The 20,998-nt window shown below is 58.9% G+C and carries 18 protein-coding genes; 9 read left to right on the top strand and 9 right to left on the bottom strand.

Annotated elements, in window-relative coordinates; genetic code table 11:
* Positions 1 to 38 precede the first annotated feature (38 nt).
* On the top strand, positions 39 to 635 hold the full coding sequence (locus AC1V0D_RS15090; RefSeq protein ID WP_482907690.1) for an NAD(P)H-dependent oxidoreductase: 597 nt from the start codon (positions 39 to 41) through the stop codon (positions 633 to 635).
* Positions 632 to 1,240, top strand: a complete 609-nt coding sequence (locus AC1V0D_RS15085; protein WP_482907689.1) for a TetR/AcrR family transcriptional regulator — start codon at positions 632 to 634, stop codon at positions 1,238 to 1,240. Before AC1V0D_RS15090 ends, AC1V0D_RS15085 begins: the two co-directional genes overlap by 4 nt.
* 81 nt (positions 1,241 to 1,321) lie before the next feature.
* Here AC1V0D_RS15085 and malG read toward each other — a convergent pair whose 3' ends face one another.
* From malG to malE, 3 genes are all read right to left on the bottom strand, one after another.
* Positions 1,322 to 2,212 carry a maltose ABC transporter permease MalG gene (gene malG / locus AC1V0D_RS15080; protein ID WP_009093054.1) on the bottom strand — a complete coding sequence of 297 codons (891 nt, stop codon included), beginning with the start codon at positions 2,210 to 2,212 and terminating at the stop codon, positions 1,322 to 1,324.
* A gap of 106 nt (positions 2,213 to 2,318) precedes the next feature.
* Positions 2,319 to 3,845 carry a maltose ABC transporter permease MalF gene (malF, locus tag AC1V0D_RS15075; RefSeq protein WP_482907688.1) on the bottom strand — a complete coding sequence of 509 codons (1,527 nt, stop codon included), beginning with the start codon at positions 3,843 to 3,845 and terminating at the stop codon, positions 2,319 to 2,321.
* A 56-nt stretch (positions 3,846 to 3,901) separates the two neighbouring features.
* Positions 3,902 to 5,092, bottom strand: a complete 1,191-nt coding sequence (gene malE / locus AC1V0D_RS15070; protein ID WP_482907687.1) for a maltose/maltodextrin ABC transporter substrate-binding protein MalE — start codon at positions 5,090 to 5,092, stop codon at positions 3,902 to 3,904.
* 362 nt (positions 5,093 to 5,454) lie between these two features.
* Here malE and malK point away from each other — a divergent pair, with 362 nt between their 5' ends.
* The 3 genes from malK to malM all read left to right on the top strand — a co-directional run bounded on the left by malK (position 5,455) and on the right by malM (position 8,954).
* The gene (gene malK, locus AC1V0D_RS15065) at positions 5,455 to 6,564 is read left to right on the top strand and encodes a maltose/maltodextrin ABC transporter ATP-binding protein MalK (protein WP_482907686.1); all 1,110 of its coding nucleotides are present in this window, start codon (positions 5,455 to 5,457) and stop codon (positions 6,562 to 6,564) included.
* Between the two features lie 42 nt (positions 6,565 to 6,606).
* Positions 6,607 to 7,908: a maltoporin gene (locus AC1V0D_RS15060; RefSeq protein ID WP_009093047.1), complete on the top strand. Its 1,302-nt coding sequence runs from the start codon at positions 6,607 to 6,609 to the stop codon at positions 7,906 to 7,908.
* Positions 7,909 to 8,012: 104 nt separating this feature from the next.
* Complete coding sequence (gene malM / locus AC1V0D_RS15055; RefSeq protein ID WP_154928971.1) at positions 8,013 to 8,954, top strand: maltose operon protein MalM; 942 nt, start codon at positions 8,013 to 8,015, stop codon at positions 8,952 to 8,954.
* A gap of 125 nt (positions 8,955 to 9,079) precedes the next feature.
* On the opposite strand, the gene AC1V0D_RS15050 is transcribed toward malM, so the two are convergent.
* From AC1V0D_RS15050 to malP, 4 genes are all read right to left on the bottom strand, one after another.
* Positions 9,080 to 9,580, bottom strand: coding sequence for a type II toxin-antitoxin system YhaV family toxin (locus AC1V0D_RS15050; protein ID WP_058957804.1), 501 nt, complete (start codon positions 9,578 to 9,580; stop codon positions 9,080 to 9,082).
* 23 nt (positions 9,581 to 9,603) lie between these two features.
* Complete coding sequence (locus tag AC1V0D_RS15045; protein WP_482907685.1) at positions 9,604 to 9,948, bottom strand: type II toxin-antitoxin system PrlF family antitoxin; 345 nt, start codon at positions 9,946 to 9,948, stop codon at positions 9,604 to 9,606.
* A gap of 126 nt (positions 9,949 to 10,074) precedes the next feature.
* Positions 10,075 to 12,141 carry a 4-alpha-glucanotransferase gene (gene malQ, locus AC1V0D_RS15040; protein ID WP_482907684.1) on the bottom strand — a complete coding sequence of 689 codons (2,067 nt, stop codon included), beginning with the start codon at positions 12,139 to 12,141 and terminating at the stop codon, positions 10,075 to 10,077.
* Positions 12,142 to 12,149: 8 nt separating this feature from the next.
* Positions 12,150 to 14,555, bottom strand: coding sequence for a maltodextrin phosphorylase (gene malP / locus AC1V0D_RS15035; protein WP_482907683.1), 2,406 nt, complete (start codon positions 14,553 to 14,555; stop codon positions 12,150 to 12,152).
* A gap of 283 nt (positions 14,556 to 14,838) precedes the next feature.
* On the opposite strand from malP, the gene malT reads away from it, so the two are divergent.
* Positions 14,839 to 17,541 carry an HTH-type transcriptional regulator MalT gene (gene malT / locus AC1V0D_RS15030; protein WP_482907682.1) on the top strand — a complete coding sequence of 901 codons (2,703 nt, stop codon included), beginning with the start codon at positions 14,839 to 14,841 and terminating at the stop codon, positions 17,539 to 17,541.
* Positions 17,542 to 17,629: 88 nt separating this feature from the next.
* Here the strand turns inward: malT and AC1V0D_RS15025 are convergent, their stop codons facing one another.
* Positions 17,630 to 17,899 (bottom strand): hypothetical protein, encoded by a 270-nt coding sequence (locus AC1V0D_RS15025; RefSeq protein ID WP_233501014.1) that lies wholly within the window; start codon positions 17,897 to 17,899, stop codon positions 17,630 to 17,632.
* Between AC1V0D_RS15025 and yfiR the strand changes: the two genes are divergently transcribed.
* The 3 genes from yfiR to yfiB are packed head-to-tail and all read left to right on the top strand — an operon-like array spanning position 17,795 to position 19,969.
* The gene (yfiR, locus tag AC1V0D_RS15020; RefSeq protein ID WP_482907736.1) at positions 17,795 to 18,283 is read left to right on the top strand and encodes a regulatory sequestration protein YfiR; all 489 of its coding nucleotides are present in this window, start codon (positions 17,795 to 17,797) and stop codon (positions 18,281 to 18,283) included. The two genes, AC1V0D_RS15025 and yfiR, sit on opposite strands and share 105 nt — an antisense overlap.
* Before the next feature lies 1 nt (position 18,284).
* Positions 18,285 to 19,499 carry a diguanylate cyclase DgcN/YfiN gene (gene dgcN / locus AC1V0D_RS15015; protein ID WP_482907681.1) on the top strand — a complete coding sequence of 405 codons (1,215 nt, stop codon included), beginning with the start codon at positions 18,285 to 18,287 and terminating at the stop codon, positions 19,497 to 19,499.
* Positions 19,496 to 19,969 carry an outer membrane lipoprotein YfiB gene (gene yfiB, locus AC1V0D_RS15010; RefSeq protein ID WP_033736773.1) on the top strand — a complete coding sequence of 158 codons (474 nt, stop codon included), beginning with the start codon at positions 19,496 to 19,498 and terminating at the stop codon, positions 19,967 to 19,969. Before dgcN ends, yfiB begins: the two co-directional genes overlap by 4 nt.
* 84 nt (positions 19,970 to 20,053) lie before the next feature.
* Here yfiB and AC1V0D_RS15005 read toward each other — a convergent pair whose 3' ends face one another.
* Positions 20,054 to 20,956: a LysR family transcriptional regulator gene (locus AC1V0D_RS15005; RefSeq protein WP_009093037.1), complete on the bottom strand. Its 903-nt coding sequence runs from the start codon at positions 20,954 to 20,956 to the stop codon at positions 20,054 to 20,056.
* Between the last annotated feature and the right edge of the window lie 42 nt (positions 20,957 to 20,998).

The raw sequence follows: 20,998 nt of genomic DNA, 5'->3' as shown, positions 1-20,998 counted from the left end.
TTTAGTAGCTTAATGGCTAATCAGGTAAGGTGACGACGATGCATGCACTCATAGTAACTGCCCATCCCAATCATGATGCTCACACCCACCGCATTGCGGACCAGCTTGCGCAGGGGGTTCTGGCGTCAGGCCACCATACGGTTGAACAGGCCGATCTCGCCGCTGAGGGGTTCGACCCGCGTTTTACGCTCAGCGATCACCAACGTTTTAACGGTGAGGCTGCAACTCCGCCGGATGTGCTGGCCGAGCAGCAGCGGCTGGATCGCGCTGATGCGCTGGTGCTGGTCTACCCGATTTACTGGTGGTCATTTCCGGCGCAGCTCAAGGGCTGGATCGATCGGGTCTTCATTGCAGGCTGGGCCTTTGATGAGCAGGATGACCGGATAGTGAAGCGCCTCGGGCATCTTCCCGTGCATCTGATCGCGCTGGGTGCAGCCGATACGCGAACTTTCATGCGCCGCGGCTATTTCGGCAGCATGCGGAATCTGATCGATCACGGCATCTTTGATTATTGTGGCGCGCCGGTGGTTACCAGCGAGCTGCTACTGACCAGCGACGAGGGATTTCCTGAGTCACACTATCAGCGGGCGCAGCAAAGGGGGCAACGGATTTTTGCCCGTGAGGAAAGCGCATGACCGCGAAAAAGTCTGCCCCTAAACGCCTGTCACGCGAGGCGCGTCGCAGACAGCTGTCCGAAGTCGCCTGGCAGATCATGCAGGCCGAGGGCAGCGAGGCGCTGACGCTGGCCCGGGTGGGTGAGGCAGCGGGCGTCAGTAAGCCCGTCGTTTACGATCACTTCACGACCCGTCATGGTCTGCTGGCGGCATTGTATGACGATTTCGACCGTCGCCAGACCGATCGGATGGAAGCGGCCATGGAGGCTGCGCCGCTGCAGATGCAGCAAAAAGCGGCCGTGCTCGCAGCCTGTTACGTGGATTGTGTGATGACGGAAGGACGTGAAATTCCTGAACTCCTTTCCGCGCTCAGCACCACGCCTGAACTCGCTGCGGTAAAACGTCACTATCAGCTCGACTTTATCGCCCGCTGTCAGCGCTGGTTTGCTCCGTTTACGGGCAGCAGCGGAATGGCCGAAGCAGGCATGTGGGGCTTGCTGGGGGGCGCGGATGCTATCGCAGGCGCGGTGGCACGGGGCGATATCGATAAACAGGCAGGCGAGCAGGCGATAACCGCGCTTGTCGTGGCGCTGGTGGCAGGCAGCCGTCCGGCAGAGGAAGCGTAAAAAAAGGCGGCCCACAGGCCGCCGAATCCTTCAACCACAACAGAGGTTGTGTAAGCAGTGGCAACGTACAATGATGATCGTTTAGCCTTTCACCCCGCCCGCGGTTAAGCCGCTGACCAGCCAGCGCTGGGCCAGCAGGAAGACCAAGGTAATCGGAATCGCAGAGAGCACCGCGGCGGCGGCAAAGTCGCCCCACAGATAGTTCTGCGGATTGAGATACTGCTGCATCCCGACCGCAAGGGTGTAGCTGTTAACATCGCGCAGCAGCAGCGAGGCGACCGGCACCTCTGTCACCGCCGCGATAAAGGCCAGAATAAACACCACCGCCAGAATCGGCACCGACAGCGGCAGCAGCACCAGCCGGAACGCCTGCCACGGGGTGGCACCATCCAGCGCCGCCGCCTCTTCCAGCGAACCGTCGATGGTTTCGAAATAGCCTTTTATCGTCCAGACATGCAGCGCAATGCCGCCAAGATAGGCGAAGATCACGCCGCCGTGGGTATTCAGCCCGATGAACGGGAGATACTGGCCGAGCCGGTCAAACAGCGCATAGAGCGCCACCAGCGACAGAACCGCCGGGAACATCTGGAAAATCAGCATCCCCTTCAGCAGGCTGGCACGGCCGGTAAAGCGCATGCGGGCAAACGCATAGGCGCAGGTGGTAGAGAGCGCCACGATGCCCAGCGCACTGATGGCCGCGATCTTAACCGAGTTCCATAACCAAAGCAGTACCGGGAAGGGCGGCGGTGTGACCCGCCCATCCGCATGTTCCACACTGAAACCCAGCGCCAGACGCCAGTGCTCCCATGAGATCTGCTCCGGGATGAGGCTGCCGGTGGCGAAATTACCGGCGCGCAGCGAAATCGCCACCACCATCAGCAGCGGAAACAGAATCGCCGCGATAAATAACAGCAGCAGCAGATGCGTGGTCAGCAGACGCAGCCGTTGCGATTTGGGTTGTACCATAGCCATAACAGCTCCTTAAACCTGGTCCCTCAGGCGATTTGATTTGTCAGTCTGAACCCGGATCGTGCTTATCATCCTCACGGTCCGGGTCTGCGCCTGTCGGGCCAGACGCTTAGTCGAATTTCATCCGCGAGGCTTTCAGGTTAATTACCGCCAGCGCACCCACCAGCAGGAAGATCAGGGTGGCAATCGCCGCCGCCAGACCAAAGTCCTGCCCGCCGCCGCCTTCAAAAGCGATACGCCAGGTGTAGTTCACCAGCAGATCCGTATACCCGGCTGGCGTGGTGGTACCGAGACGATCGGGCCCGCCGTTGGTCAGTAACTGCACCAGCACAAAGTTATTAAAGTTGAAGGCAAAGCTGGCAATCATCAGCGGCATCAGTGGTTTCAGCAGCAGCGGCAGGGTGATCAGGAAAAAGTTCTGCAATGGGCCTGCGCCATCCATCGCCGAGGCTTCATAGAGATCGTCCGGAATCGCCTTCAGCAGCCCCATGCAGAGGATCATCATGTAGGGGTAGCCCAGCCAGGTATTCACAATAATCAGCATGGTACGCGCCAGCGTCGGATCGCTGAACCAGGCGGGTTTCACACCAAACAGCGCGCTGAGCATCACGTTGATCTCACCGAAGCTCTGGTTAAACAGCCCTTTAAAAATCAGAATCGAGATAAACGCGGGCACGGCATAGGGCAGGATCAGCATCACCCGGTAAACGGCTTTGCCGCGCAGCGCCTCCCACTGCACCAGACAGGCGAGCACCATGCCGACGGCGACGGTGAGCACCACGGTGATCAGCGAGAAGAAGAGCGTCCAGCCAAAAATCGCCAGGAACGGTTTCTGAATCCCTTCGTCAGTAAAGACCCGCGCGAAGTTTTTCCAGCCGGTATTCACGGTGAAGCCGGGGCTCAGCGTTTCGTTGTCCCATTTGTTCGCGGCGTTGACGGCCTGATAAAAACCGGTCTGCGGATTGGCGCGATAGTGCACGCCACTCTGCTGATTGATCAGCTCATCCGGCGCGCCCACCCGGTAGAGCGGCTGAGTTCCGGAGAACTGGCGCAGCGAACTCATCCGCAGCTGACGGCCATCCGGCAGTTCAGCACGGATCTGGCTCAGCGCCTGGCGATTGGATGTGATGACCCTCAGGGTCGCCCGCTCACCCGCTGGCGGCGTCGCGGGGGCCATTTTCAGCGTCTGTTCAGCGCCAAACTGAAACGGCGGCGAGACAAAGTCTGCTTTGCCATCGTTCAGCACCAGCTGCCAGCGGTCGCCTGCCGGGAAGAGTGAGAAACTGACGGCGTCCCCCGACTGGAAGGTGCGGCTCAGCAGTACCTGTTGCGCGCGCTCAAAGGTCAGCTGATTGGTGCTGCTGTAGTTGGTGAACGCAATGGCCACGGTGCAGGCGAGGGGGAACAGGACAAACAGCGCCATCCCGGCCACGCCGGGATAGACATAACGCCACGCATAGGCGCGACGGTTGGCGTAAATCCACAGCCCGGTCGCACTGAGGATCAGCGTCAGCAGCGCAAAAAGATATTCGCCCTGCGCATACATCAGCACCAGCAGATAGCCGACCAGCAGACAGCCCATTCCGATGAGAACGCCCTTTAACAGCAGACTGTGCGTTTTCGGTTTTCCTGACATGATGCGGTTTTCCTTAACGGTCACTCAGGCCGGGTTGCCCCGGCGGCAGGGAAAAATTATTTCTTCAGACGCGCCTGGGCATCTTTCAGTGCGGCGTCAACGCTCTGACGACCGCCCAGGGCATTCAGCGTGGCGGTGCGCATCGCGTACCAGAATGCGGCCATCTGCGGGATATTCGGCATGATGTCACCCTGACGGGCGTTGGTCATGGTGGCGGCGATACGGGAATCTTTCTCCAGCGTCTGCTGGAACGATTTCAGCGCCACCGCGCCCAGCGGCTTATCTTTATTGACCGCATCCAGGCCGGCGTCGGTCAGCAGGTAGTTCTCCAGGAACTCATTCGCCAGCTCTTTATTGGGACTGGCGGCGTTGATCCCGGCACTCAGCACGCCGACAAACGCCTTAGAGGGTTTACCGTTCAGCGTTGGCAGCGTGGTCACGCCATAGTCGATCCCGCTCTTGTCGATGTTGCTCCATGCCCAGGGGCCGTTGATCGTCATCGCGGTTTCCCCTTTGTTAAAGGCCGCCTCGGCAATCGAATAATCGGTATCCGCATTCAGGGTTTTAGCTTTGACCTGATCGACCAGGAACTGCATCCCGGCTTTCGCGCCCGCGTTATCCACGCCGACATCTTTCACGTCATAGCGCCCGTCGGTCAGCTTAAAGGCGTAGGCCCCGCCAGCGGCCAGCAGTGGCCAGGTGAAGTAGGGTTCCTGCAGGTTGAACATAATGGCGCTTTTGCCCTTAGCGCGCAGTTGCTTATCGAGGCCGGCCATCTCTTCCCAGGTTTTGGGCGGATTAGGCAGCAGCTTTTTGTTGTAGATCAGCGAGAGTGACTCGACCGAGATCGGGTAGCCAATCAGCTTGCCGTCAAAGCGAACCGCATCCCAGGTGAAGGGGAAAATCTTCTGCTGGAAGCTGGCGTCCGGGCTGATTTCCGCCAGCAGGCCTGACTGCGCATAGCCGCCAAACCGATCGTGCGCCCAGAAGATAATGTCCGGACCATCGCCCGTCGCCGCTACCTGCGGATACTTCTCTTCCATTTTGTCAGGATGTTCAACGGTGACTTTGATACCGGTCTCCTGCTCGAATTTCTTACCCACTTCAGCAAGACCGTTATAGCCCTTGTCTCCGTTGATCCAGATGACCAGTTTACCTTCTTCAATCTTTGCCATCGCGCTGGCCGAAAAGAGCACGGCAGAGAGGGCCGAGAGGGCCAGAATTCTTGCTCCGGTTTTCATCGTCATAAATTCATCCTGTTAGCGGAAGTGGTGAAGACTCTGTCGGCATCATTGTGCGTATCCACACCGGCATCTCATCCTCCTCTGCTCTACGCCCCGCCGCCCATCACTGTGATCGCGCTGGCAAAAAGCGTTCGGAGCGGGAGATGGCGCGGCAAAAAATCGTGCAGGTCTGCGTGAACGATCACAAAAAACCGCGGCGGCGCGCTGGCTGCCTCGTCGGTCGCGGTTTCTCCTCCTCCCGTCTCCTCCCCCAGTGGATTGCGCTGCGGTGGAGGATGTGACCGCCGGTTTCCTCTCGCATAGTGAGCCCCGGAACCCGTCTGCCGCTGAGCAGACACGAATGTGCAGCTAAGAGGGAAGGGATCATGGCGAGCGTTGTGCTACGCAATGTCACAAAAGCCTGGGGCGAAACGGTGGTGTCGAAAGAGATCGATCTCACCATTCGTGAAGGGGAATTTGTTGTTTTCGTCGGCCCGTCGGGCTGTGGCAAATCGACGCTGCTGCGCATGATTGCCGGACTGGAAACCATCACCAGCGGCGAGCTGCTCATTGGCGACCGGCGCATGAATGAGGTGCCGCCTGCCGAGCGCGGCATCGGCATGGTGTTTCAGTCTTATGCGCTCTATCCGCACCTGTCCGTAGCGGAAAACATGTCTTTTGGCCTGAAACTGGCCGGGGTAAAAAAGGCTGAAATCCATCAGCGGGTCAATCAGGTGGCCGAAATTCTGCAGCTGGCGCACCTGCTTGATCGCCGGCCAAAAGCCCTCTCGGGAGGGCAGCGTCAGCGCGTCGCCATCGGCCGCACGCTGGTGGCGGAACCGTGCGTCTTCCTGCTGGATGAACCGCTGTCCAACCTTGACGCAGCCCTGCGCGTTCAGATGCGCATTGAGATCTCTCGTCTGCATAAGCGCCTGAAGCGCACCATGATTTACGTGACCCACGATCAGATTGAAGCGATGACGCTGGCTGACAAAATTGTGGTGCTCGATGCCGGGCGCATCGCGCAGGTCGGCAAGCCGCTGGAGCTCTATCACTATCCCGCCAACCGCTTTGTCGCCGGATTTATCGGCTCACCCAAAATGAATTTCCTGCCGGTCAAAGTGACCGCCACCGCCCTCGATCAGGTTCAGGTCCGTCTGCCGAATCAGCAGCTGGTCTGGCTGCCGGTTGACAGCGCCGGCGTACTGGTCGGCAGCAATATGTCACTGGGCATTCGCCCGGAACATCTGCTCTCCAGCGATATCGCCGACGTCACCCTTGAAGGGGAAGTGCAGGTGGTGGAACAGCTGGGGCATGAAACACAGATCCACATCGAGATTCCCGCAATCCGTCAGAACCTGGTCTACCGCCAGGAGGACGTCGTGCTGGTAAAAGAGGGCGCGATCCTGGCGATTGGCCTGCCGCCCGAGCGTTGTCACCTGTTCCGCGAGGACGGGAGCGCGTGCCGCAGGCTGTACCAGGAGCCGGGTGTGTAGCCCTGCCAAAACAATAAAAGCCATGACCTCAGGAGATAGAAAATGTTAACTCTGCGCAAACTTCCCCTTGCCGTTGCCGTCGCGGTGGGCACGCTCTCCGCCCCGACGATGGCGGTCGATTTCACCGGCTATGCCCGTTCCGGCATCGGCTGGACGGGCAGCGGTGGTGAACAGCAATGTTTTCAGGCCACCGGTGCTCAAAGTAAATACCGTCTGGGCAACGAATGTGAAACCTACGCCGAACTGAAGTTAGGTCAGGAAGTGTGGAAAGAGGGCGACAAAAGCTTCTATTTCGACACCAACGTGGCTTACTCCGTAGCCCAGCAGAACGACTGGGAAGCCACCTCACCGGCATTCCGTGAAGCCAACGTAAAAGGGAAAAACCTGATCGATGCGCTGCCAGGATCGACCCTCTGGGCCGGTAAGCGTTTCTATCAGCGTCATGACGTTCATATGATCGACTTCTACTACTGGGATATCTCCGGACCGGGTGCCGGTCTGGAAGATGTCGATCTCGGCTTCGGTAAACTCTCCTTCGCGGCAACCCGCTCCTCGGAAGCGGGCGGCTCTTACACCTTCTCCAGCGATCGTATCCGTGACTTCGCCACCAGCACCGCGAATGACGTGTTTGATGTGCGCCTGGCGGGTCTGGAAACCAACCCGGATGGCGTGCTGGAGCTGGGGGTCGATTACGGTCGTGCCAATGCCCGTGACGACTATCGTCTGGAAGATGGCGCCTCAAAAGATGGCTGGATGTTCACCGCCGAACATACCCAGAGCATGCTCAAGGGCTACAACAAGTTTGTACTGCAGTACGCCACCGACGCGATGACCTCGCAGGGCAAAGGGGTGCCGCAGGGCACCAGTCTCAATAACAACGGGGACATGTACCGCATCCTCGACCACGGAGCGATCTCGCTGGCAGAACGCTGGGACCTGATGTACGTCGCCATGTATCAGAACATCGATCTGGACAACGACCGTGGCACCGAGTGGTACACCGTCGGCGTGCGTCCGATGTATAAATGGACGCCGATCATGAGTACGTTGCTGGAACTGGGCTATGACAATGTGAAGTCACAGCAGGCCAGCGAGCGCAACGGCCAGTACAAAGTGACGCTGGCACAGCAGTGGCAGGCGGGTGACAGCATCTGGTCACGTCCGGCGCTGCGTCTGTTCGCTACCTACGCCAAATGGGATGAGAAGTGGGGCTACAACAAAGACAGCGCCGGCGATCTCACCACCTTCGCCTCGGCTGACTCTACCGGCAACGGCATCCTGACCAACAGCCGCGGTAATAACGATGAATTTACCTTCGGCGCGCAGATGGAAATCTGGTGGTAAACCCGCACCGTTTCTGACGGGCGTGCCTGCACGCCTGATGAATCTCTCTGGTCGCGGTGTGCCATTGCCTGGTGCATGCCGCGACCTGTAATAAGGTACGCATAATGAAAATGAAAAAGACGCTGACCGCACTCTGCCTGAGTGCAACATTACTGGCCGGACAGAGCCTGCCCGCCCTGGCGGACGTCAACCTGGTGCCGCAGGATCTCACCTCCGCCCCGGTTGTCCCTGCTGAAACCCTGCAACATCTGAGCTGGCAGCCGCTGGCCGCCTCACAGACCCAGACGACAAAACTCGCCAGCAGCGGGCAGACGCTCAACGCGCCGCACATTGCCGGACCGGTGGCGGCCTACAGCCTGCCAGCGAATATCGGCGAACTGACGCTGACGCTGAGCAGTGAAGTGGCCAACGGGCAGGTTTTTGCGCCTAACGTGCTGGTACTGGATGAAACTCTGCGGCCCGCCGCCTGGTTCCCCAGCCGCTACTTTACCTACCAGAAGCCAGGCGTGATGGCGGCAGACAGGCTGGAAGGGGTGATGAAACTGACCCCGGCGCTGGGCCAGCAAAAAATTTACCTGCTGGTGTTCACCACCGACAGCGATCTGAGCCAGACCACCACCCTGCTCGATCCGGCTAAAGCCTACGCGCAGGGCACCGGCCATGCTGTGCCGGACATCCCCGATCCCATCGCCAGCCACAGTCGGGAGGGCACCCTCAAACTGAAAATGCAGACCAGTTCCGGCTCCTCCATTCTGGTCGGGCCGCTGTTTGGATCGTCCGGTCCCGGCCCGGTCACCGTCGGTAACACCGCGCCTGCGCCCGCTTATCGTTCGGCCCCTGCCGCCACGGCCGCGCCTTTACCCGCGACGAAAACAGCAGCAGAACCGATCATGAGTGACACTGAGCGCTACTTTAATCAGCAGATCACTCAGGCGATTAACAGCGGCAATATCGACAAAGCGCTGAAGCTGCTGGATGAAGCTGAACGGCTGGGCTCCACCTCTGCCCGGCAAACCTTTATCCGTGGTGTTAAAGGCAAGGGGTGAAACTGCCCCGACACCAGGGATGTTGTCCCATCTGGTGCGCTCCGGCGCACCTTTTTTTCGTGTAAAAGTATCCAGGTGAAGGGATCAGGCAGCGGACTTCATGATTGGCTGGCAGGCGTTGGTGCTCAGTCTGAAAGTGACTGTCTGAAGAAATCTGAAAGATCTGAGGCGGAGGTAGCGGCTTTAGCCTCTCTGAGAAGTTGTTCCCAGTCGTCAGGGGGATTGCCCGCTTTTAACATTTTAGCGAACACATTATAGGCGTCCGATTTAGATCCGTAAGCGCGAAGTGAATCAAAATCATTCACCCAGCCAATGACGATTATTTTATGCTCAGCACTGCAGCGATAAAACAGGCGAAATTGCTGCAAAAACTTTACGCGGAACCAGTGTCTGAACTCATCACCTAACGTATCACCCTGACGATACTGAGCGTTGAGAGGATTAGACGCGATGCATTCTTCAATCACGCGTTCAATCGCACGCAGAAGCTTAGCTTCCTTCCTGCGCATAAATTCATCAGGTTTTGCAGCCCTGAGCGCAGAGACCTTTTGAACGAGTTCTTGTATCTGATTCAAAAAACATGCGTGAAAGCAGATTTTCCAGCCATTTATTTCCAAATCTTCCATGTGTTACCGCCGTATTAATCAGGTTAATCATCGGTAAGCGGCGCGTCTAAATCGACCTCAACTCCAGCAGTCAATGTTTTAATACTTTCCCAGACGGCCACGGGTACGGCATGAATGTGCTGTGGGTTTTTCTTCATGTCATTCTCAAGGAAATTCAGAAAATTCGATACAACCGGATCCTCCTGTTCATCCTCCTGGCGGGACATAATGACTTTGCCGCCTGGAAGCAGGCTATATCGGATGTATTCACCGGGCTTGAGATGCAAAGCATCGCGTATTGCTGCCGGGATGGTGGTCTGACTGCGTTCAGTGAGCCGGGACTCAGCGTACAGTGATACGTCCTGGTCTTGTGTTTGAATAGCCATCATTTGACTCCTCTTCATTTCCATCTCTCTCATTACAAGGAAAAGAATGACCGGATGGATAAGACACTATAATGCAATTGCATTTCGCAATGCAATTGCATTACCTGAGGTCTGCTTCAGAGCAGGGACTCAGATCCGCTTCCGTCGCGCCGTCAGATCCCGCAACAGTGCTCGGGTTTCCGCATCACTGAACAGCGCCTCCAGCGTGACGCTCAGCTTGCGTCGCCAGTTCGGGTACTCATCGCTGGTGCCGGGGATATTAACCGGCGTAGCCATATCCAGCCAGTCCTCCGGTTGCAGACCCAGCAGGGCGCTGTGACTGTCCGCCAGATAGCGCTGCATCGCCCGGTTCAGCGCCTTGCTCATCCCGGTACGTCCGGCAGACCATCCAGCCCGTTTCGGCAGGGCGCCCACCTGATGCAGGCTGTTGAGCAGCGCCTGCTTTGCCCGCAGCCGATCCTGATACAGCCCGGCCAGCACCACCTTGTCCGGGTAGAGGCCCAGCCGGGCACCCGTGGTCAGGTCGTCGCTTTGCCACCAGCCGCGCAGCGTCGGGAGATCGTGGGTGGTCGCGACGGCCATCGCCTGCCGCGGCCAGGCGGCGGGTGGTCGGAATCCCGACGGGGAGGTCTGTTCAAACCAGAGCACCTTGTAGGAGTAAACGCCGCCATCCCGCAGCTTATCGACAATCGCCTCCGGCACCGTGCCGAGATCTTCCCCAATCACCATGCAGCGATGTCGCTGGCTCTCCAGCGCCAGAATCGCCAGCAGATCGTCGATGGGATAGTGAACATAGGCTCCGTGCATCGCTGGTTCCCCGGCCGGTATCCACCAGAGTCGCATCAGCGCCATCACATGATCGATGCGCAGTGCGCCACAGTGGCGCATATTCGCGCGCAGCAGGGCAATCCACGGCTCCCAGGCGCGCTGCTGCATGACCTGCGGGTCCATCGGCGGCAGTCCCCAGTCCTGACCGCGCGGGCCGAGGATATCGGGCGGGGCTCCGATACTGGCCTCCATGCAGTAGAGGTCGCGATCGCTCCACGTCTCGGCCCCACCTTTGGCCACCCCGACCGCCAGATCGCGGTAGAGGCCGATGGGCATTGCCTGCTGCTGGCAGCCGTGCCAGCAGTCAGCAAACTGCTGCGCGGCCAGCCACTGCAGCCAGAGCCAGAAACGCACCTGATCGGCATGCTGCTGCAGAAAGGTCTTCACCGCCGGGCTGGCAGGGTCCTGCAACGCCTCCGGCCACATCGGCCAGCCCCAGCGCTGACTATCCTGCGCAATCTGATCGGCGTGCAGGGCATCAAACAGCGCCTGATGCTGCAGACTGATGCCACCCTCTTTGATAAAGGCGTGGAATGCCTGCACCTCAGGATCGGTGACCTCACGCCGGCTGAACTGCGGCCATGCCAGGCTCAGCGCCGTGATTTTCAGGCGGGTAACCGCCGCATAGTCGACCCACTCCGCGGCGCGCGCCTGCGTCAGCGCCTGCTGCGTCTCCGGCTGCTGCCACCAGGCCTGGGCGGCGCTGCTCTGCCGGAAGTCACTGACCGCATTCACATCAATATAGAGGACATTGAGCCAGCGCCGGGAGGAGGGGCTGTAGGGACTGGCACTCTCCGGGCTGGAGGGAAACAGCGCGTGAATGGGATTCAGCCCGATAAACGCGCCGCCGCGTGCCGCGACAGCGGGCAGCATCCGGCGCAGATCGCCAAAGTCGCCAATGCCCCAGTTCTCCGCCGAACGTAATGTATAGAGCTGCACACAGGCTCCCCACAGCGATTCCCCCGCCTGCAACGCTGGTGGCTCATAGCAGCGGGGCGGAGCAATGATGATCCGGCACGACCACTGCCGGGCACCCTGCTGCAGCGTCAGCTGATGGTAGCCCTCCGGCAGCGGCGGCAGATGCAGCGGCTGAGCGGGATGACAGCGACCCGAAGTGACTTCTCCCGCCTCACGGGTGAGTTGCCACTGCGCATCCTGCGTCAGCTGAGGGGAGAGGCTCAGCAGATCGCCGCTGCGAAAGATCACCACCGGCGGCAGCGGCGTGCTCTGCTGACGCGGAGGCTGCATCACCGCCAGCAGACGCTGGCGGGTCAGGGCCGGGATCGCCTGCGGCCTGCCGTGGGCGTTAATATATTCCGCAGCGATACCCGCCACGGAAAAATCATCCTTAACCGGATTCGTTTTCATGGCGTTCCTCAGCGTTTCGCTTGCCAGATGCGCTGCTGGTAATCGCGGATAGCGCGGTCGGCGCTGAACATCCCGCAGCGCGCGGTATTCAGGATAGTGGCACGGGTCCAGGCGTCCTGATCGCTCCAGAGCGCCTCCACCTGCGCCTGGGCCTCCAGATAGGGCTGGAAGTCGGCCAGCACCAGATAGGGGTCACCACCCTCCGGGCCAAGACTGTGCAGCATCGCGTCAAAGGCGTGACGATCGCCCTGGCTGAAGGTGCCATCCTCCAGCGCCTGCAGCACCTGGTTCAGCTGCGGATCTTTTTTACGCCACAGAGCGGGAGCATATCCGCCAGCTTTTAAGGCCACGACCTGTTCCACGGTATGACCAAAGATAAAGATGTTGTCACTGCCAACCTGTTCAGCGATTTCAACGTTTGCGCCGTCGAGGGTGCCGATGGTCAGGGCACCGTTCAGCGCCAGTTTCATGTTACCGGTGCCGGAAGCCTCTTTGCCGGCGGTCGAGATTTGCTCGGAGAGATCGGCGGCCGGGATCAGCCGTTCCGCGACGGAGACGTTGTAGTCGGGGATAAAGACCACCTTCAGACGGTTGCCGATGCGGGGATCGTGATTGACCACCTCAGCCACTTTATTGATGGCATAGATGATGTTCTTCGCCAGGGCATAACCCGGCGCGGCTTTGGCGCCAAACAGTACCACGCGCGGCACACGATTCGCCTGCGGATCGATCACCAGCGTCTGCCACAGGGCGATGATATGCAGCAGGCTCAGATGCTGGCGTTTGTACTCATGCAGGCGCTTAATCTGCACGTCGAACAGCGCCGTGGGATCGATCGTAATGCCGGTGCGGTTTTTGACCCAGCCGACCAGCGCCTGTTTGTTCTGCTGCTTGATGGCGTGGTATTCGGCGCGGAACGCGGCGTCATCCGCAAAGGTTTCCAGCCCCTGCAGCGCATCGAGATCGTTCAGCCAGGGCGTATTGAGGGTTCGGGTGATCAGGGCACTCAGCGCCGGGTTGCACTGATTGATCCAGCGACGCGGGGTAATGCCGTTGGTCACGTTGTGAAATTTCTCCGGCCAGAGCTGGTGATACTCCGGGAAGAGATCCTGCACCACCAGTTTCGAATGCAGCGCGGCCACCCCGTTTACCGCAAAACCACTGGTGACGCAGAGGTTCGCCATCCGCAGCTGATTATTGTGGACCAGCGCCAGCTTCGCCCATTTCGCCTCATCCTCCGGCCAGCGTGCTGAGACCACGGCTTTCAGCCGGGCGTTGAGCGTGTTAATGATCATCATATGGCGCGGCAGCAGGCTGCGTACCAGCCGGACATCCCAGCACTCCAGCGCTTCCGGCATCAGCGTGTGGTTGGTGTAGGCAAAGGTGTGGCGGGTAATCTGCCAGGCCTGATCCCAGCTCAGCTGGTGCTCATCCAGCAGCAGACGCATCAGCTCCGGGATCGCCAGCGTAGGGTGGGTGTCATTCAGCTGAATGACTTCATGATCGGGCAGGGTTTCAATCGACCGTCCGGCCAGATGATGGCGGCGCAGAATGTCCGCCAGCGCACAGGCGCACTGAAAATATTGCTGCATCAGACGCAGTTTTTTACCGTTCTGATGATTGTCATTGGGGTAGAGCACCTTCGTCAGTTTTTCAGCGTCGATGCCCTGCTGCTCTGCGCGCAGAAAGTCGCCGTCGTTGAAGCGATTGAGGTTAAACGGCTGAGCGTGTTTCGCCTGCCACAAACGCAGTGGCTGGGTAATGTTATTCCGGTAGCCAACGACCGGTAAATCCCAGGCCTCACCCACCAGTTCAAACGCCGGTTGCCACTGAGGCTGCCCCTCTGTGGTGACCACTTTGCCGCCGAGTCCGACCCGAACGTTAAGCGCCGCGTTATGATTGAACCAGGGGTAACGATCGCGCTGCCACTCATCTGGCATTTCGTGCTGCGCCCCCTGTTCGAAGCGCTGGCGGAACAGGCCATATTGATAGTTGAGGCCATAGCCGGTTGCAGGCTGGCCCACACTGGCCATAGAGTCGAGAAAACAGGCGGCCAGCCGACCCAGTCCGCCGTTACCCAGCGCCGGATCCGTCTCATTTTCCAGCACGTCAGTCAGCGAAATATGCCACGCAGAGAGCGCGTCATTGACCGCGTCATACCAGCCCAGATTCAGCAGGTTGTTACCGGTCAGACGGCCAATCAGAAACTCCATTGACAGATAGTTAACGTGGCGCTGTGTTGCGGGTGCCGGGGCGCCTGGCTGTGCGGCCAGCATATCCGCCAGCGCACCGCTGAGCGCCTGCCACCACTGTGACGGGGTCATCTCCTGCGCTTCGCGCAGGCCAAAACGCTGCCACTGACGGGTCAGGGCGGCGTTGAACTGAATCGGGTTAAATTCGGGCTGTGTCGTCATGGTTGATCTCCTGGAAAAACAGAAAAAGGGGTCAATATGGCGACATTGTGCCCGCGCGAAAGCTGGCGCTCCTCCTCCTGAACAGAATTAGCGCAGGAGGATAGGGAGGGTGGAGAGGATGAGGCTAATCCGAAATCGGTTCAGGAGTGTGATAGCGCACACTTTTGTAAAGTTTAATTAATGGGTTTGCTTGCATTCATCTGACGAAATGCTGAACCTGTGTAAGGAATAATTACGAAGCGTAAAATAATGCTGCGCTCGACAAACGGAGATACGCGCGCCCATGTTAATACCCGCTAAACTCAGCCGCCCGGTGCGTCTTGATGGCACCGTCATCCGGGAGCGCCTGCTGCAAAAGCTCACCGCAGCCGGAAACTATCGTCTGGTGCTGGTCACCAGTCCGGCGGGCTACGGCAAAACCACGCTGGTGTCACAGTGGGCGGCGGGGAAAAGCGATCTGGGCTGGGTCTCTCTGGATGAGGGCGACAACCAGCCGGGGCGTTTTGCCGATTACCTGATTGCGGCCCTGCAGCAGGCCACCCACGGTGGCTGTCCGCGCAGCGAACAGCTGGCGCAGAAGCGGCAGTATGTCAATCTTAACGCCCTGTTTTCACAGCTGTTTATCGAGCTGGTGGAGTGGCAGCAACCGCTGTGGCTGATCGTCGATGATTACCACCTCATCACCAATCCGGTGATCCACGATGCGATGCGCTTTTTCCTGCGTCACCAGCCTGAAAATCTGACGCTGATCCTGATGTCGCGCAATCTGCCCCAGCTGGGTATTGCTAACCTGCGGGTACGCGAGCAACTGATTGAACTGGGCAGTCAGCAACTGGCGTTTACCCATCAGGAGGCGCGGCAATTCTTCGACTGTCGTCTGGCGGCCCCGCTGGAGAGCGAAGAGAGCAGCCGGTTATGTGACGATGTGGCGGGCTGGGCGACCGCGCTGCAGCTGATTGTGCTGTCGGCGCGGCAGGGAGCCAGTTCGGCTCAGCATTCGGCCCGGCGTCTCTCCGGCATCAATGCCAGCCACCTCTCTGACTATCTGGTGGAGGAGGTCCTGGATCATGTCGATCTCCCCACCCGCCATTTCCTGCTGAAAACCGCGCTGCTGCGCTCCATGAATGATGAACTCATCGCCCGGGTTACCTGCGAAGAGAACGGCCAGATGCGGCTTGAAGAGATCGAGCGTCAGGGGCTGTTCCTGCAGCGCATGGATGATTCCGGCTGCTGGTTCAGTTACCACCCGCTGTTCGGTAATTTCCTGCGGCAGCGCTGTCAGTGGGAACTGGCGGCGGAGCTGCCCGCGCTGCACCGGGCGGCGGCTGAGAGCTGGATGGCGCAGGGTTTCCCTGGCGAGGCGATTCATCATGCGCTGGCGTCCGGCGACGCCAGCATGCTGCGCGACGTGCTGCTGGAGCACGCCTGGACACTGTTCAATCAGAGTGAGCTGCCGCTGCTGGAAAACTCCCTCAAGGCGCTGCCGTGGGAAATGATGCTGGAGAACCCGATGCTGGTGCTGCTGCAGGCCTGGCTGATGCAGACTCAGCACCGCTTTTCCGAGGTGGACAGCCTGCTGGCACGCTTTGAACAGGCCAGCCGCTGCGAGATTGACGCGGCGCTGCGCGGCGAATTTAATGCATTACGCGCTCAGGTAGCGATTAACGACGGCAACATCGACGAAGCGGAGCGACTGGCAAAAGTGGCGCTCGACACGCTGCCCGGCAATCGTCACTACAGCCGTATTGTGGCGATGTCGGTGCATGGCGAAGTGATGCATTGCAAAGGCGAGCTGGAGGATTCCCTCAAGCTGATGCGTCAGACCGAGCAGCTGGCGCGCCGCGATGAGGTGTGGCACTACGCCCTCTGGAGCCTGATTCAGCAGAGCGAAATTCTGTTTGCGCAGGGCTTTTTGCAGGCAGCCTACGAGATCCAGAGTCGCGCCTTTGTGCTGGTGGAAGAGCAGCATCTGGCGCAGTTCCCGCTGCATGAGTTTTTGCTGCGCATTCGCGCTCAGTTGCTGTGGGCTTGGGGACGGCTGGAAGAGGCGGAACAGGCCGCCCGCGACGGCATCAGCGTACTGAACGGTTTTCAGCCGCAGCAGCAGATCCAGTGTCTGGGCCTGCTGGTGCAGTGCTCGCTGGCGCGGGGAAATCTGGATAATGCCCGCAGCTATCTTAACCGGCTGGAAAACCTGCTGAACAACGGCAACTGGCACAGCGACTGGATTGCCAATGCCGATAAGGTCCGGGTGATCTACTGGCAGATGACCGGCGACAGTCAGAACGCACGCGACTGGATGCGCCAGACGCCAAAACCTGCCTTTGCCAACAACCATTTTCTGCAGGGGCAGTGGCGCAACATCGCCCGTGCGCAGATCCTGCTGGGCGATGTCAGCCAGGCGGAAGTAGTGCTGGAAGAGCTGAACGAGAATGCCCGCGCCCTGCGCCTGATGAGCGATCTGAACCGCAACCTGCTGCTGCTGAATCAGATCTACTGGCAGACTGAACGCAAAGCGGAGGCGCAGCGTGTGCTGATTGAGGCGCTGAAACTGGCGCGCAGTACCGGTTTTATCAGTCACTTTGTGATTGAAGGCGAGATGATGGCACAACAACTGCGGCAGTTGATTCAGCTGAATACCCTGAATGAGCTGGACAGCCATCGCGCCCGCCGCATCCTGCTGGAGATCAATAAATATCACCGTCACAAGTTTGCCCATTTCGATGAGGGGTTTGTCAGCCGGTTGCTCAACCATCCTGACGTGCCGGAGCTGATCCGCACCAGCCCGCTGACACAGCGTGAATGGCAGGTGCTGGGGCTTATCTATTCGGGCTACAGCAACGATCAGATTGCCGGGGAGCTGGCTGTGGCCTCCACCACCATCAAGACCCATATCCGCAATCTCTATCAGAAGCTGGGCGTTTCTCACCGCAGTGAAGCGATGAACCAGGTGCAGTCGCTGCTGAAAATGATGGGCTATGTCTGACGTCTGACGCGATGTCCGTCTCCCGGTCAGCATCGCGTCACAGTCCCTGTGACAGAAAGACAATATAGTTTTCCGCCACCCTGTTTAATTATTCATCCGGTACAATTCTTATTAACGCTGTGTTAATATTCCGGCGCTTATTCAGGCGTCCTGCCGAGCGATCTATTTCCGGGAACGCAGTATGACCGTAAAATATCCTTTTTATCTGAATGCCTGTTTGCTGCATTCCCTGCGCCCTGTCTGCAGAAGCGTCCTGACACTCATTATTCTGCTGCTGCTCATTCCTCATCTGGCTTATGGCGAAATACGGGATGGCAAAGCCAATCGTATCGTCAGCGGAATTATCAGCTTCAGCCACTGGCCCGGCCTGAACAGTCCGCCCCAGTTATGTGTCTTTTCATCGGCACGGCATCTCTCCCTGCCGGAAAATATCACTTCGCCTGCTGCAACCTTTACCGTTGTCTATATAGCGACTGTCAGCCAGCTTGCGACGCGCCGGTGCGATGCACTCTATTTTGGCGCGGAAACCTCGCAGCAGCAGGCAAAAACTATTCAGCAGCTACAGGGCAGAGCGGTGCTTACCCTTGCAGAGAATAGCCCGGAGTGCACCGTGGGGGCCGCTTTTTGCCTGATATTTCAACCGGACCGAACGCTTTTTTCCGTTAATCTTGACTCGCTTGCCAGAAGTGGCGTCAGGGTGAGTCCGGATGTGCTTTTGCTCTCCCGCCAGAGAGTCGAATAATATGAAATTCGATAAAGTAAGAAACGACAAATCATCAATACGTAATAAGCTGCAGAAAATAAGCACCATCAATGCGGCGGTAATATTACTGTTGTGCTGGCTGCTGCTCTCCTCGACCTCGCTGCTCTTCATTAAAAATTATGAGAAATGTAATCTCGAACTGATCGGCTCCACGCTCAGCACGACGCTGACCGCCGCGACCGTTTTTGCCGACAGTTACGATGCGCGTAATAAAATTGAACAGCTCGGTGAGCAGGGCCTTTATGCCTCTGCAAAGCTCGTCACCCGGGATAATATTGAACTGGTCCGCTGGCATGCGCAGCAGGAACCGACGGGCTGGTATTCACGCTGGTTACGCGAGTGGATGTATAGCAAACCGCTTAATGTCGCCATCAATCACGCTGACGTCACGGTCGGCACACTGACGCTGGAAGGGACCGTGACCGGCGCGATGCGATTTATTCGCTACTCCTTCCTGATCCTGACCAGCGGAATGCTGTGTGTGCTGATTGTCTCGCTGATGCTGAGCGCCTTTTTGCATCGGGGTATCGTCGCGACGCTGCGCAACATTACCAGTTCCATTCACTATGTGATTCATTCGGGTGATTTTTCCCTGCGCATACCCGGCAGCCCGACGAGTGAGTTTCAGCTGTTCTCCGATGATCTCAATTCGCTGCTGAAGGAGATGCAGTCGCTGAAGGCTTCGCTGATCCGTGACAATCGCTCGCTGGCGGCCAAAGCGCTGGAAGATCCGCTGACCGGGCTGGCCAATCGCAGCGCCTTTACGGCGCATCTCGCCCGCCTTCTGGATCGACAGCAGGAGAGGGGGCGCTTTGCTCTGCTGTTTCTGGATGGCGATCGTTTCAAGAGCATCAACGACAGCTGGGGTCATGCCGCAGGCGATGACGTTTTAAAAGCGATAGGCTCACGCCTCCTGTCTCTGGCGGCCGATCAGGATCTGGTTGCCCGCTTAGGGGGCGATGAGTTTGCCATGCTGGTGAGCAGTCGCGTCAGTGAGGAGGAGCTTCAGCGTCTGGTGCAGTGCATTCATGAGATTATCACGCAGGCGATCACGCTTGCCGGGGATACGCAGATAACGACCTCGGTGACCGTTGGCTATGCCTGGTCACAGCAGGGTGACACGGTCGCGGCCATTCTCGAGCGTGCCGATATGAACATGTACAGGAATAAACGAGCAGGTAAGGCGAAAAGATGAGAATGAAATTTTCCCTGGTATTACTTGTGATGGCGCTGGCGGGCTGTCAGTCGACTTCGCGCTTCAGTGAGGCGCAGATCGCTGCGATGAAAAGCGCCGGCTTTACGCAGAACATGGAGGGCTGGGGATTGGGCCTGTCCGATAAAATCCTGTTTGGTATCAACGAATCCGAACTGACCCCTGCCAGCAAAACGACCATTCAGACGATGGCGAGAAACCTGGCCTCGACCGGTATTGAGCATGTGCGCATTGACGGGCACACCGACAACTATGGCAAACCGGATTACAACCAGCAGCTGTCACTGAAAAGGGCAAACGCGGTTGCGGCGCAGTGGGCGCAGGGCGCCGCGATCCCCCCTGAGAATATCATCACACGCGGGTTAGGCATGAGCGCCCCGGTGGCCAGCAACAGCACTCCTCAGGGGCGGGCGCAGAACCGCCGTGTGGCCATCGTGATCACGGCGCCGTAATCCTTCCGGCAGGCCGGGCGCAGGGTTCCGGCCTCGCTATGATACGACGCTGGCAGCGTGGCGCGCCTGGCGCACGAAGAGAGATTAGCGGATGGTCAGTTCATTCAGCGCCGACAGCAGCGCATCCACTTTGGGCAGAAACTGTTTGCGCCGTGGCCATACCACGCTCAGCGTCAGCCCGTCAGGCTGCAGTTCCGGCAGAATAATGTCGAGTTCACCCGCGTCCACGGCGCGCTGGATCAGCCAGGATGGCATCTGTGCGACACCCAGCCCGGCGATAACCGCCTGCAACTGCGCATCAACGTCCCCGACAGCCAGCCGCCAGGGCACCTCCCGCCAGTGCGCCTGCCCATCCTGAGTAGTAAACAGCCAGGGTTTGGTGCTGCCATCTACCCGCTCATAAAGGATGGCGGGGTGATTCAGCAGCGCCGCCTCATCTTCCGGGCGTCCCTCACGTGCCAGATAAGCGGGTGACGCACAGAACTGCATCTTCTCGCGACCCATATTGCGCCAGCCCAGAGAGGCAGGCAGGTCAGGTGCCCCGCCAATCCGTACCGCGACATCCACCCCCTCTTCAAACAGGTCAACAAAGCGATCGGACAGACTCAGGCTCAGCGCCAGTTCGGGGTGCTGCTGACAAAAGGGCATCAGCAGCGGCATGACGTTAAGGCGGCCATAGGTGGTGGGCACGGCCAGCCGCAGGCGGCCGGAAGGAATGGTGCGCTGCGCCGCCAGCACCGCTTCTGCTTCGGCCAGATCCTCCAGCACCCGCAGGCAGGTCTGGTAATAGGCGCTGCCCGCGTCGGTGAGCTGCAGACTGCGCGTCGTGCGTTCCAGCAGGCGCGAGCCTAAGCGTGTTTCCAGCCGGCTGAGGCTTTTACTGACCGCCGAGCCGGTGACATGCAAACGTTCGGCCGCCGCGGTGAAACTGCCGCACTCGACGCTGGCAACAAACGGCAGGATGTCTTTCAGGCGATGATCGTGCATCGATTCGTGAACTCAGGTTGAGAATGATGTGAATAAATGACA

The sequence above is a fragment of the Pantoea sp. PA1 genome (assembly GCF_056856975.1).
Note: the sequence above shows the minus strand (reverse complement) of the source record. Positions and strands in the feature narration are given on the sequence as shown.